The sequence below is a fragment of the Gordonia sp. UCD-TK1 genome (assembly GCF_001691435.1).
GTDB lineage: Bacteria > Actinomycetota > Actinomycetes > Mycobacteriales > Mycobacteriaceae > Gordonia > Gordonia hongkongensis.
In genome coordinates this window covers 1-13,298 of sequence record NZ_LZMP01000048.1, presented here as the reverse complement: position 1 = coordinate 13,298, position 13,298 = coordinate 1, and the positions used below count along the sequence as shown (strand labels likewise).

11 protein-coding genes and 1 pseudogene are annotated in these 13,298 nt (G+C 67.7%); 7 read left to right on the top strand and 5 right to left on the bottom strand.

The genetic code is table 11. The features are described from left to right. From A9310_RS21030 to A9310_RS21020, 3 genes are all read right to left on the bottom strand, one after another. Positions 1–766 (bottom strand): transposase (locus A9310_RS21030; RefSeq protein WP_175401186.1); only part of this gene is annotated, 766 nt, incomplete at its 3' end. A 293-nt stretch (positions 767–1,059) separates the two neighbouring features. Continuing rightward, entirely contained in the window at positions 1,060–2,262 is a 1,203-nt protein-coding gene (locus tag A9310_RS21025) for an acyl-CoA dehydrogenase family protein (protein ID WP_065632246.1), read from the bottom strand. Continuing rightward, complete coding sequence (locus tag A9310_RS21020; RefSeq protein ID WP_065632245.1) at positions 2,259–3,629, bottom strand: LLM class flavin-dependent oxidoreductase; 1,371 nt, start codon at positions 3,627–3,629, stop codon at positions 2,259–2,261. Before A9310_RS21020 ends, A9310_RS21025 begins: the two co-directional genes overlap by 4 nt. A gap of 237 nt (positions 3,630–3,866) precedes the next feature. On the opposite strand from A9310_RS21020, the gene A9310_RS21015 reads away from it, so the two are divergent. Genes A9310_RS21015 through A9310_RS21000 form a run of 4 tightly spaced genes read left to right on the top strand, consistent with a single transcriptional unit; the run spans position 3,867 to position 9,110 of the window. Further along, positions 3,867–5,528, top strand: a complete 1,662-nt coding sequence (locus A9310_RS21015) for an ABC transporter substrate-binding protein (RefSeq protein WP_065632244.1) — start codon at positions 3,867–3,869, stop codon at positions 5,526–5,528. Then, positions 5,525–6,520 carry an ABC transporter permease gene (locus tag A9310_RS21010; RefSeq protein ID WP_065632243.1) on the top strand — a complete coding sequence of 332 codons (996 nt, stop codon included), beginning with the start codon at positions 5,525–5,527 and terminating at the stop codon, positions 6,518–6,520. The genes A9310_RS21015 and A9310_RS21010 overlap by 4 nt, the downstream gene beginning before the upstream one ends. After that, positions 6,517–7,428: an ABC transporter permease gene (locus A9310_RS21005; protein ID WP_065632242.1), complete on the top strand. Its 912-nt coding sequence runs from the start codon at positions 6,517–6,519 to the stop codon at positions 7,426–7,428. Before A9310_RS21010 ends, A9310_RS21005 begins: the two co-directional genes overlap by 4 nt. Beyond that, positions 7,425–9,110 carry an ABC transporter ATP-binding protein gene (locus tag A9310_RS21000; RefSeq protein ID WP_083207467.1) on the top strand — a complete coding sequence of 562 codons (1,686 nt, stop codon included), beginning with the start codon at positions 7,425–7,427 and terminating at the stop codon, positions 9,108–9,110. The genes A9310_RS21005 and A9310_RS21000 overlap by 4 nt, the downstream gene beginning before the upstream one ends. 344 nt (positions 9,111–9,454) lie before the next feature. Here A9310_RS21000 and A9310_RS20995 read toward each other — a convergent pair whose 3' ends face one another. Beyond that, positions 9,455–10,939, bottom strand: a complete 1,485-nt coding sequence (locus tag A9310_RS20995) for a DHA2 family efflux MFS transporter permease subunit (RefSeq protein ID WP_065632247.1) — start codon at positions 10,937–10,939, stop codon at positions 9,455–9,457. Positions 10,940–11,017: 78 nt separating this feature from the next. On the opposite strand from A9310_RS20995, the gene A9310_RS20990 reads away from it, so the two are divergent. The 3 genes from A9310_RS20990 to A9310_RS20980 all read left to right on the top strand — a co-directional run bounded on the left by A9310_RS20990 (position 11,018) and on the right by A9310_RS20980 (position 12,934). Continuing rightward, complete coding sequence (locus A9310_RS20990; protein WP_065632241.1) at positions 11,018–11,269, top strand: hypothetical protein; 252 nt, start codon at positions 11,018–11,020, stop codon at positions 11,267–11,269. Further along, positions 11,259–12,107, top strand: coding sequence for an SDR family NAD(P)-dependent oxidoreductase (locus A9310_RS20985; protein WP_065632240.1), 849 nt, complete (start codon positions 11,259–11,261; stop codon positions 12,105–12,107). Before A9310_RS20990 ends, A9310_RS20985 begins: the two co-directional genes overlap by 11 nt. Positions 12,108–12,214: 107 nt before the next feature. Next, positions 12,215–12,934 carry a type 1 glutamine amidotransferase domain-containing protein gene (locus A9310_RS20980; RefSeq protein WP_058253007.1) on the top strand — a complete coding sequence of 240 codons (720 nt, stop codon included), beginning with the start codon at positions 12,215–12,217 and terminating at the stop codon, positions 12,932–12,934. A 122-nt stretch (positions 12,935–13,056) separates the two neighbouring features. Here A9310_RS20980 and A9310_RS20975 read toward each other — a convergent pair. Continuing rightward, a pseudogene (locus A9310_RS20975) lies at positions 13,057–13,298 on the bottom strand (IS110 family transposase); the annotation flags it as partial.

Below are 13,298 nucleotides of genomic sequence, written 5' to 3'. Positions count from 1 at the left end.
CCAGCGAGAACGTCGCTCCGAGGCGTTGACAGGTACGCATCACCGCAGCGGTGCCATAGGCGGCGTCGCCGCGCACGGTGATCTCCCCGCTCGCCCCACACCGGCGTGCGGTGGTCAGGGTTTCAGCGATCATTCTCGCTGCCCCGTTCCCGGAAGCGGTGCGCCCGGCGCGTAGCCAGGCGTTGCCGATCACCGGGGCATGCCCGGCTGCGGACAGAGTGGTGACCTGCGGGGACAACCCTTTGCGCAGGAGTTCACGCCCGGCGATTTTGGCGTGCCCGTAGGAGCCGCCTTCTTTCTGGTAGCCGTAGACCGGGCGTAGTAGCGAGTCGATATCGACAAATACCTGGGACCCGTCGGTGGGCAGCAGACCCGCCGTGGCGCACATCGCCGGCAATGTGTGGGTCATCACCGCGTTGAGTTGCCGGGCATGTCCGGGGGTGAACTCGCGCAGCGTTTGTCCGATCGTGGCTGGGGCGTACACGCGGTCCAACAGGCGGGTGTGCCCACCACTGCGAACCATCCCGAGGTCGTCGATACTGTCAGCGCCGCAACACAATCCGGCGATCACGGTCAACAGTTTCGCCTCGAGGTTGGCCCCAGCGGAGGCGACCTGGGTGGTGCCGAGATCGACCCGTTCGCCCAGCAGGGACGCCAACCCGGTCGACTCAGCCACCGCCATGACCGGTACCAGCCCGGCGTGCGACACCAGGTTGTCGTCGTCGAAGACCGCGGACTCGGCGGAGAACGTGTGCGATACTTTCACTGAAAATGCCTTTTGACTGGTTTGTTTTGTTGTCTCAACACCACCAATCATTCCAGCTCAGAGGGCATTTTCTTGTCATCGACACCCCGCACCCATCCACGGATCCAGGCTCAGGGAGCAGAGATGTGGACGCTCAAGAGTGTTCTTTCGTAGTCCACGACGACCATCGGGCCGCAGGTCTGGAGAGCGAGTTCGCGAGCGTCCCCCTCTGCTCCCTGAGGAGGCCGGAGCTTGCGGAGGCCGTCACGAAAGGTCCTGGCGAGATGCGTCACCAACGGGACTGACACGCCCGGTCAGAAGTACCCGTTGCCCGGCAACGGGGTGTCGTTCACGCGGAGGTCCCCGATGGCGACGGCCTTGTACGACGTCGGGTTGTGCAGGGTGATGGTCCGGATGTTGCGCCAGTGCCGGTCCAGGTTGCGGCTGCGGCTCGCCGACGACGCGCCGCCCACGTCGAAGACGGCCGCCGCCGCTGGGAGGGCGATGCGATCGACGTGCACCTTGACGCGCGCGGCGGCGAGCGACGCCTGCGCGAACTGCTCGACGTCGATGACCCCGCGTCGTGCCAACGCGTTCGCGGTCTCGACATGTCGCGCGGCACTCAGGACCGCGTCACGCGCGACGTGTGCGGCCGCGTCGATCTCACCGATCCGTTCCAGCAGGATCGGATCCTGCCGTGGCTCGGGCGACGGCGCATGCTCGAAGGTCCGCGCACGCGAATGCAGCAGCGCCACTGCGTCATCCGAGGCGGACAGGAGGATGCCGGCGATCAGCGCCTGCAGGAACAACTGCAGGAACGGGCCGTCGTTGGCGGCGGGCGGTGTGGAGTCGTCGAGTTCGACGAACTCGAGGACGTCGTCGGAGGTGACCCGGACGTCGTCGAACAGCGTCGAGCCGGTGCCGGTGCGGTGTTGCCCGATTCCGTCCCAGTCGTCGACGACGCTCACCCCGTCGCGGTCTACCGGGACGACCACTTTCACCAGCCGTGAACGCAACGCGTCCGGGACGATCGCGAGCACCGTGACGTAGTCCGCGAAAGCCGTTCCGGTGCTGTAGAACTTCTCGCCGCGCAGGCGCCAGCCGTCACCATCGGGGACGAGCTGTGTCGCGTACTGCCGTGACCCGGCGGCGACACCGCGTTCACTGGACGCGTTACCGACGATGGCCCCCGCGGCGATCCGCTCGCTCCAGCGGCTGCGCACCGGCCCGACCGGCAGACGTTCGATCTGCTCGACGAACCAGTAGTGGGCGCGCAGGATGTGCGCCGCGATCGGGTCGGCCCGGGCGAGGTCGATGATGAACTCGAAGAGTTCGACGCTCCCGGCCCCGGCACCCCCCGACTGGGTGTCGAGGGACAGCGCGGTCAGCCTCGACCGCCTGAGCAAGGCCACGGCCTCCCGTGGGTCCCGCCCTTGGCGCTCGCGCTCGGCCGAGCCGGCCGCGATCTCGGCGAGGATCACGTTCCGGTCGGTCACGACCCGCGCGGGGGCGGTCATGCGGGGACCCCCGCGAACGCGCCGCGATAGCGTGCCGCGGGGTGTGACTCCGGAAGTCGGTCGCGGCCAGATAGTTTGGCCCGTGAGGTCCCCTCGGCGTACTCCCGCTTCGCCAGGCCCCGCTCGCGCAGGACGGGCAGCACGTGTTCGGCGAACTCGACATAGCTGCCGGGGATGGTCGCATTGATGACGTTGATGCCACCCACGCCGGCGTCGCGCCACTGCTCGAGCCGGTCGGCGATCTGGTCCGGTGTGCCGACGACCCGGCCGGTGCGGCTTCGCAACTGGGCGAGATCGCGCACGGTCGGCTCGCGGTCGGGCACGGCCTCCCGGAGCCACAGCAGGAAGCTCTGGGAGCCCTCGGTGTGGATCTGCCCGATCGGGGTGTCGAGGTCGTAGTGTCCGAGATCCACGCCGATGCCGCCCGCCGAGTGGGCGATGATCGTGCTCGGGTCGATGAGCTCGTCGAGTTCGCGCGACTTGCGCGCAGCTTCCTCCTCGGTGCTCCCGATCACGAACGAGAGTCCCTGGAAGAACTGGAGATCCGTCGGTTCCCGGCCGGCCTCGGCAGCGAGGCGCCGAGTGTCGGCGATCAGCGTGCGCGCCGCGTCGGGAGACGGCGAGAGGATGAACTGGGCCTCCGCATTCCGGGCCGCGAAACGTCGTCCGGCTGGCGAGGAGCCGGCCTGGAACAGTACCGGGGTCCGCTGCGGGGACGGTGACACCAGATGTGGTCCCTCGACACGGTAGTGCTCGCCGACGTGGTTGATCTTGTGGACCCGGTCGTAGTCCCCGTGCAGACCACCCGACTTGTCCTGGATGAGCGCACCCTCGTCCCAGGATCCCTCCCACAATTTGTAGGCGACGTCGACGTACTCGTCGGCCCACGCGTAGCGGTCGTCGTGTTTGGTGATCCCGTCGTATCCGAAGTTGCGCCAGGCGTTGTCGGACAAGCTCGTGACGATGTTCCACGCGATCCGACCCTTGCTCAGATGGTCGAGGGTGGAGATCTTGCGAGCGAAGTCGAACGGGTGCTCCTGCAGGATCGAACTCGTGATGGCGATGCCCAGATGCTCTGTGTGCGAGGCGATCGCGGATGCCAGCACCAGCGGGTCGTTGCTCGGGATCTGCAGGCCGGAGTCGACGAACTTCTTCCAGTCCCCCTGATAGTCGTCGTACAGTCCGACCACGTCGGCGAAGAAGATGAAGTCGAACCGGGCCTCCTCCAACAGTTTTGCGAGGCCGATCCAGTGGTCGAGGTCGTTGAAGCGGTGCTGCTGCGCCTCCGGTGCCCGCCATGCTCCGTGCAGGATGTGCGACGTCGTGTTCATGACGAAGGCGGCGAAGTTCAAGGGGGGCGCGGACATGGATGCTCCTGATCACGAGGCGTCGGACTCTGCGCGACGTTACGGACGACGACGCGTGTGCGGCGACTTCGGATCACGGTGGCCTCAAGGGGTGCCCGACACCGTCCGAAGCCCCTAGGTTGTGGTGATTCCCGTCCCGACGCCGGGCTCGCGCTGTCGTGTCCCACGACCTCGAGCGGCGTTCGCCGCCATCTGTGCTGCCCGAGGAGAATTTCTGTGCTGCGACGAAGTCCTGAGATGCGACCACCGCGCCGACACCGCCTGCTGCCCGCGGTCGGCATCGCTCTGACCTGCGCGGCATTGCTCGCCGGATGTGCCCAGCCACGCACCGGTGACGGCGAGTCGACAGGGGTCCCCGCCACGCCGGGCCAGTACGTCTCGGGCGGAACCATCTCCTACGGCCACGAGCAGGAACCGCCCTGCGTGCACGGTGGGTGGGTCCAGAACGCCTATCTGGCAAGGCAATACCTCGACAACCTGGTGTCGCTGGACGACTCGGGACGAGTGGTGCCGTGGCTCGCCACCCGCTGGGACATCTCCCCCGACGGACGCTCGTACACCTTCCATCTGAAGCCCGGTGTCGAGTTCAGCGACGGCACACCGCTCGACGCCGAGGCCGTTCGTGCGACCTTCGCGTCGTATCTGAATCCGGACAAGCCCAACGGCACGGTGGTGTCCTACATCGGCAAGTACTTCGAGTCCGACGAGGTCGTCGGACCGCTGACCTACCGGATGAACCTCAAGTCGCCGTACACCCCGCTCCTCACCGTGCTGACGCAGGGTTACTTCGGAATCCAGTCGCCGACCGCGCTGGCGCGTGGTCCGAAGGCGAACTGCACCAGCCCGGTCGGGTCCGGCCCGTTCATCATCGAGCGCTGGGATCGCAACCGCAGCATCACTTTCGTGCGCAACCCCAACTACACCTCGCCGCCGGCGAACGCGAAGAACCAGGGTCCGGCCTACGTGGACAAACTGATCTGGAAGTTCCTCAAGGATCCGGTGCTGCGCTACGGATCACTGCGCAGCGACTCCTCTGACGTCATCTACAACGTGCCGGCCAWCAACTGGGCGGACGCGACCAGCCGCTATCAGGTCAGCCGCTACGTGACACCGGGGCGCCCCAACGCCATCACCCTGAACGTCGACCACGCCCCGTTCGACGACGTCCGGGTCCGCCAGGCGTTCGCGTACTCGGCCGACCGTCGCAAAGCCGTCGAGACGGCGTTTCTCGGCGTCGTCCCCTACAACGCCAACGGCGCCCTCAGCCAGAGCACCCCGGACTACGACCCGGAGGCCGGGAACTACCCGCATGATCCTGCTGCGGCCGCGGCCCTGCTCGACGAAGCGGGCTGGACCGGCAGAGACGACGACGGCATCCGCACGAAGGACGGCCGACGTCTGACCGCTCGGGTCGTGTACGCCGCGGACGCGATCGTCGGACCCGAGGGTGCCGCGATCCTGCAGGCGGTGGCTCGACAGGCGCGTGACGTGGGCTTCGACATCCAGCTCGTCCCGGCCACCCAGAGTGCCTATTTCGGCGGGCAGTACGCCAAGGCGCCGACCTACGACGCCTACGTCGGCTATTGGACCAGCCCGACCCCGGGCCTGCTGTACATCAACTGGCGTCAGCGACTCCCGGACAGTCCCAACCCGCACAACACCGCGTACTACAACGACCCACACCTGCAGACCCTCATCGAGAAGGGCAATTCCTCCTCGGATCCGGTGCAGGCCCGGGCGTTCTACCGCGACGCCCAGCGCCTCATCGGTGACAACGCGCTGTCTATCGGGTTGTACACGCAGACAACGTCGTTGGCGGTGTCACCGCGTCTGCACGGAGTGTGGGTCGAGAAATCACAAGGCGAACCGGTGTTCGCGGATGCGAGGTTCGTGCGATGACCCTGGTCGACCACCCGGCCGTGACCGCGGCCAGACGCCAGGTCCTACCCCCGCGGGGCCTGACCCGGTGGGCGGGCAAGATCGGATCCGCTGTCTTCGTGCTGTGGGCCGCGGCCTCGGTCACCTTCCTGCTCCAGGTCCTCGCCCCCGGCGACCGCGCGACCCTGCTCCTCAACCTCTCATCGGGTGAGAGCCGGGAACGCACCCCGGACGAACTCGCCCCGGTCAACGCCGAGTACGGCTTCGAAGACTCGGTGTGGTCGCAGTACCTGGACTATCTCGGTGGCCTTCTGCACGGCGATCTCGGCATCTCGTACCAGCTGCAACAGCCGGTCACCGAGATCATCGCCGACCAGATCGGACCCACGCTCGTCCTCACCCTCACCGCCCTGGTCGTCGCATGGCTCTTCGTGCTCGTCCTCACGACACTCACCGCGGGCCGCCGCGGGCCCTGGGGCGCGGCCGGGTCGTTGATCGAGACCGTCAGCGCCGGCCTGCCGCAATACTGGGTGGGATCGATTCTCCTGGTGGTGTTCGCGATCAACCTCGGCTGGTTTCCCGTCGAGAGCGGAACCGGCCTGTGGGGACTCGTCCTTCCGGTGCTCACACTGGCCATCCCGCTGTCGGGGTTCCTCGGCCAGATCGCCCGCGACGAGTTCGCCCGCGCACTGGATCAACCCTTCGTGCTCACCGCGCAGAGTCGGGGACTCGGTGACCTGTCGGTCCGATACCGACATGTGTTGCGACACTCCGTCCTTCCCGCGATCACGGTCTCGGGTTGGGCGATGGGCGCGCTGTTGTCCGGTGCCGTCATCGCCGAAACCGTCTTCGCGCGTGCGGGTATCGGTCAGACGCTCGTCGCGGCGGCCAGTTCGCGCGACGTCCCGCTGGTGAGCGGCATCGTGCTCTTCGTCGCGCTCGTCTACACGGTCGCCAACCTCGTCGTGGACTTCCTCTACACCGTCATCGACCCCAGGATCGAGGTCCCATGACCCTCACCAATCCGGTCCGGCCCGCACTGACGAACGCGCTCTCGGCGGTCCGCAGGTCCACCACCGGCACGTCTCGCGGGCAGGACGACGACCCGCATCGCTCGTGGCCGCCGGCGACGGTGATCGCCGCGCTCGTGGTTCTCGCGCTACTGCTCGTAGCGGCGGTGGCACCCAACCTGCTCGCACCCTACGACCCGCTCGCCGTCGACCTGGACGCGACGTTGCAACCACCCAGCTGGGCGCACCCGTTCGGCACCGACCTGTCGGGCCGAGACCTGCTGAGCCGCGTCATCGCCGGGACAAGACAATCGCTGATCATCGGGCTCGGCGCGGTCGCGCTCGCATCGGTCCTGGCGGTGTTGCTCGGCATCGCCGCGGGGCTGTCGGGCCGCGTCGCCCAGGCACTGGCCAACAGGTGGATCGAGGTGATGTTCGCCTTTCCCATCGTGCTGCTGGGCCTGCTCCTCACGTCGGTGTTCGGCCCCGGGCAGTGGACTCTCATCCTTGCGATCGGCATCGGTATCGCGCCCGGGTACGCCCGCATCGTCCGCGGTCAGGTACTTGCCGTACGCAACGCGCCCTACATCGAGGCCGCGACCGCCCTGGGACATCCTCGTCGCCGAATCCTTCTGCAGCACATCGCACCCAATGCACTCCGCCCGATGATCGTCACCGTGACACTCGGTGTGGGGCAGGCCATCATCTGGGCGTCGGGACTGGCCTACCTCGGACTCGGCGTACCACCACCCGCACCCGAGTGGGGCGCACTGCTCGACGCCGGACGCACCTACATCACCGTTGCCTGGTGGCTCGAGATCTTCCCCGGTCTCGTGATCGTCGCGGTGGCACTGGCATTCACGACCGTGGGCCGGTACCTCGGCACTCGCCTGGAAGGAGATCGTCGATGACCGTCGTCACCCGGGAGGCAGTGTCCGCCACCCGTGAAAACCGCACCGACACAACGCTGGCCGAGGTCCGCGACCTGCGTGTCTCGTTCGCCGGCCGCGAGGTCGTGAAGGGCGTGTCGTTCAAGGTCGACGCCGGACAGTGCCTGGCAATCGTCGGCGAATCGGGTTCCGGCAAGTCCGTCACCGCACGCACCCTGATCGGCCTCACCGGGCCGGGAGCCGAGATCGATGCCGCGGCCTTGTCGTTCGACGGACGTGACCTGCGCGGCCTGGTCGACCGCGACTGGCGCGCCATCCGAGGCCGTGAGATCGGATTCGTCCTCCAGGACGCCCTGGTGTCCCTGGATCAACTGCGCACGGTGGGCAGCGAGATCGCCGAATCGCTGACCGCGCACGGTGGGGTCGGCCGCCGGTCCCCGAAGCGGCTCGGGCGGGCGCTCCGAGAGGAACGAGTCGTCGAGCTGCTCGACCTCGTGGGCGTCCCCGAACCGCGGGTCCGGGCGCGTCAGCGTCCCCACGAACTCTCCGGCGGTCTCCGCCAGCGTGCCCTCATCGCATCCGCGCTCGCCCAGGATCCGAGACTCCTGATCGCCGACGAACCGACGACGGCCCTCGACGCCACGGTCCAGGCACAGATCCTCGACGTGCTGGCCGAGGCGAAGTCGCGTGGCAACGGCATCATCCTCATCTCGCATGATCTGGCCGTCGTGTCACGCCTCGCCGACCGCGTGGCCGTCATGCGCGACGGCGAGATCGTCGAGTACGGCAACACACGCGAGGTGCTCACCGCTCCCCAGCACGAGTACACCCGGGGTCTCATCGACGCGATCCCATCCCGCGCGTCCAAGGGCACGCTGCTCGTCAGCGGTGAACAGCTCGCGACTCCGGCGTCGCCGAGACCCGAACAGCCACTCGCCCTGCGTGTCCGCGACCTGCACAAGTCGTTCACCGGCAACGCGATCACCGCCCGACCCGCCGTGGCCGGGGTCAGCTTCGACCTCGCGCCCGGTCGTACCCTCGGCATCGTCGGCGAGTCGGGCTCGGGCAAGACCACCACCGCGCGGATCATCCTCGGTCTCACCGAACCCGATTCCGGCACGGTCGAATTGAACGGCGCGGCGTGGTCCGGACTCTCCGAAGCCCGCCGCCGCGAGTCGCGCCACCTGATCTCGGTGATCTACCAGGACCCACTCAGCTCGTTCGACCCACGATGGACCGTCGACCGCATCCTGGCTGACGCCCTGCGGGTGACCGGCGTTCGCAGCGCAGACCTCGACCACCGGATCACCGAACTCCTCGACCAGGTCGGGCTGCCAGCGGAGTACCGGCACCGTCACCCCTCACGACTGTCGGGCGGACAGCGCCAGCGCGTCGCGATCGCCCGAGCGCTCGCCCCGCGGCCTGCCGTCATCGTGTGCGACGAACCGGTTTCGGCCCTCGACGTGTCCATCCAGGCGCGGATCCTCGACCTGCTGGCCCGCCTGCAGGCGGAAACCGGCGTCGCCCTGGTATTCATCTCCCACGACCTGGGTGTCATCCACCACGTCAGCGACGACATCGCCGTGATGCGTGCCGGCGAGGTCGTCGAATACGGTTCGGCAGACGCCGTTTTCGACGACCCGCAACACCCGTACACCCGCGAGCTCCTCGCCGCGGTGCCGCGGATTGACCCTGCCCCCTGAGCCGGAAGAACTGCATAACCACTGCTCCCTAATCCGAAAGAACCTCAAACCCCTGATCCCTGAGGTGCGAGGAGCGCCAGCCGCCGGGCCGAGCAAGCGACGAAGGAGCGCGTCGAGGTCGACGAGCCACGAAGGGCCTGGTGAGGCGTGTTGCTACACCCTTCGTGGCTCGCTTCGCTCGCACCTCAGGGAGCATGGAGTCCAGACGCTCACGAATGTTTTCGCAGTCCACGACGGCCGCCAGGCCGCAGATACTGAGCAGCGAGCTCGCGCACATCACCCCGCCCCCTGAGCAGCAAGCTCGCGCACATCACCCCGCCCCCTGAGCAGCAAGCTCGCGCACATCACCCCGCCCCCTGAGGAGCGAGCTTGCGAGCGTCTCGAAGGGTCCGCCGCGCCGGCATCACGAACACGGCCGCGAGCAGGGCACACACGAGAAGACCCGCCGTGAGGAGGTACGTGTCGGCGATCGCCGAGGCCAACTCGGGCGCGGCGTCGATGCGTTCGGCGGGACTCAATGACATCGCACCCGCCACTCCCCGCCCGTCGACCGCCGTGCTGCGCGAGTTCATCAGGGCCGCAATGGTGGCCGTGATCGCGGCCGACGCCAGCGCGACGGCGAACTGATTCGAGGTCGTGAGGATGGTCGTGCCGCCCGGGGTGTCTGCGCCCTCGAGGTCGCGGGTGGCGGCCGTCATGGTGGGCAGCATCGTCGCGCCGACACCGATCCCCATGAGAGCGAGGATCGCGACGACGGCCGGGTAGGGGGTCGACTCGTCGAGCAGTGTGGCCATCAGAATCATCGCCGTCGTCGACAGCACGATGCCGCAGATCGCAACCCGTCGCGGGTCCACGGAATCGGCGACCCGCGTGGCGATCTGGAGAGTGATGCCGCTCAGGAGCGCGGGGAGGACGAACAGCATGCCGGCGGTCGTGGCCGAATCGGACCGGACCGACTGGACGTAGATGGGCAGGATCGTCATCGACCCGAAGTACGCCCCGGCGAAGAAGATCATCACCACGACGCCACCGCGCAGACGCGCGTGCGCCAGCAACCGGAGATCCAGGACGGGCGTGCGGCTGCGCAGCGATCGTCGGACGAAGTAGCCCAGCAGGACCAGGCCGATACCGACCGGGACAAGTATCGATGCCGCGAGCAGCGACCCGGTGTCCCCGGCGCGGGCCAGGCCGAGAACCAGGAACGCCCCGCCCGGTGACAGCGCCGCCACGGCTCGCAGGTCGATTCGCGGCATGCCGCGCGTGGCGGTTCGGGGGAAGAACCGCCACGCCAGGACCGCCGCGATCAGGCCGAGGGGTACGTTCACCGCGAAGACGACACGCCAGCTGCCGTGGTCGACGAGTACGCCGCCCAGCACCGGACCGAGCACGGGACCGACGAGGGTGGGTAGTCCCAGGATGGCCATCATCCGACCGCGCAGCGCCTCCGGCACGGCCTGCAGCGCAATGGCCATGCCGACGGGTTGCAGCATCCCACCACCGAGCCCCTGGAGTGCACGAAAGACGATGAGACTGCCGATGTTCCAGGACAGGGCAGTGAGGAGCGAACCGAGAACGAAGACCAGGAGGGCGGCGCAGTAGACCCGTCGGCCGCCGAAGCGGTTGCTGGCGTAGGCCGACAGCGGCATGACCGCGACAAGGGCCAGTGCATACGCGGTGGTCACCCACTGCACGCTGGACAGCGGCGCGTCGAATTCGGTGGTCAGTTGCGGCAGCGCGACGGTCCCGACCGTCACGTCGAGCATCACCATGAGGGTCGGGACGACGAGGATGAGGCCGATACGCCGGCTCGCCGGGTCGAGTGTGGTCACGACGACGAGCACACAACCTCAAGTTCAGTTGAAGTCAAGGGCGGTGTGAAATCCTGCGTCTTGGGGCAAGGTGGAGAGATGCCGGACAACGAGAAGACCACCTGGACCACGACCGACGACGAAGTGAAGGCCGACCCCGACATGCGGAGCGACCCCGACGAGAATGACGGGCCGGCCTCGGCACTGCCCACCGCAGGGGACACCGAGATCGGCGAGACCGACCGAATCCGGGAAGACAAGGCGTCTTACGCCGGAGCGCAGCCACCGGCCGACCACACTGACGAGGGTCACGCGGTCGGCGGATCGGAGGGCACGACCGATGGCCAGTGACACCCCGTCCGGACAGAAACGCACCATCGTCCTCACCGGCGCCAGCGACGGGATCGGCGCAATCGCCGCGCGATCCCTGGCCGGACCCGACACCGATCTCGTCCTCGTCGGACGCTCGGCGAAGAAGCTCTCGCCGATCGCCGCCGAGACCGGTGCGCGGCAGTTCACCGCCGACTTCTCCGTACTCTCGGAGGTGCGGGATCTCGCCGCCGAGATCAACTCCGCCGTCGGGACCATCGACGTCCTGATGAACAACGCGGGCGGGACGTTCGACGCGTCGCAGCGGACTTCCGACGGACACGAACCGAACTTCCAGATCAACCACCTCGCGCCGTTCCTGCTGACCCACCTCCTGCGGGATCGACTGGCCGCGGCCCCGCAATCGCTCGTCCTGAACACGTCCAGCGTCGGCAACCTCTTCGGGAAGGTCGACCTCGACGACCTGGATTTCGAGAAGCGCCGGACCCTCGCGATGCGGCCCTACGGTACGGCCAAATTGATGAACATCCTGTTCACGCGCGGGATCGCGCAGCGCTGGACCGGTGACAAGATCTATTCCGCCGCAGTGCATCCCGGACCGGCGGCGACGAGCTTCGGCCGCGACTCGCGCTTCGTCGGGCTCGCCTACCGGTCTCCGCTGACGCGCCTGGTGACCATCACCCCCGAGCAGGGAGCCGCCCCGCTCATCGCCCTGGCCGAGCGCGGCGCCGACCCGACGGTCAACGGCGTGTACTTCGATCGCCACAAGGCCAATGGTCGGGAGAACCGTCAGGCCCATGACCAGAAGCTGATCGACGGGTTGTGGCTGCGATCGGCGGAACTCACCGGTTTGACGTGACCTGACCCGTCTCCCCCGCCCTGACCTGGGCCGTGGCCGAAGCCGCGGTTGTTCTCTACGTTGGCGGTCGGAGACCGACACCGTCTACCTGGACACAGGAGGTTCAGATGACACGCAACATCCTCTTCATCATGACCGGCGCCGGCAGCTGGACGCTGAATGACGGCTCGAGCCACAAGACCGGGTTCTGGGCCGAGGAGGCCGTCGCGCCGCTGGAAGTGTTCCGCGCGGCCGGCTACAAGGTGACCGTAGCCACTCCGAACGGCGCGAAACCACCCGTCGACGAGACGAGCCTCGCGGTCGAGAGCATCGGCACACCTGAGCGCGCCGCGGAAATCCGCCACGTCGTGGAGACCGCTCCGGAGCTGCAGAAGCCGATCGCGCTCACCGACGTTCGCATCGCCGACTACGACGCCGTGTTCGTCCCGGGCGGCCACGGACCCATGGAGGACCTGGCCGTCGACGCGGACGCGGGAGCTCTGCTGATAGCGGCCGACGAGGCGCAACTGCCGCTCGGAATCGTCTGTCACGGTCCGGCGATCCTGTTGGCGGCGAACAACTCCGACGGCGTCAACGCGTTCGCCGGCCGCACGGTGACCGGCTTCAGCAACGCCGAGGAGGAACAGGCCGGACTCGCCGACAAGGCTCCCTGGCTCCTCCAGGATCGGCTCACCCAGGCGGGGTTCAAGGTCACCCTCGCCGAACCGTGGACGGTCCACATCGAGACCGACGGCAACCTGCTGACCGGCCAGAATCCCGCGTCGTCGGAATCCTTGGCACGCACCCTGCTGGATCGCCTCGAGAACGTGCCGCAGGGTTCCAAGTAGCACCTCTTGCCCCTCGAGGTTCGAGGAGCACACCCTCTGCTCCCTCAGGTGCGAGGAGCACACCCCTGCTCCCTGAGGTGCGAGCGAAGCGAGCCACGAAGACATCCCAGGGGTGCAAGGTGTCAAGCGGCGAGGTTGGCGCGGTGGTTCCAGGCGGTSTGTTCGTTGTAGAGGGTGCGGTGTTTGAGGCAGCCGTGGAGGATGCCGATGAGCCGGTTGGCGAGCGCACGCAAGGCTTGGGGGTGGGACTTCTTCTGATCTCGCAGGCTGTCGTAGTAGACGCGGGCGCCGGGACTGCCGGTCAGCGCGCTTTGCGCCATCGCCATGGCGGCGGCGTTGAGGCGGGTGTTGCGGATATGGCGGG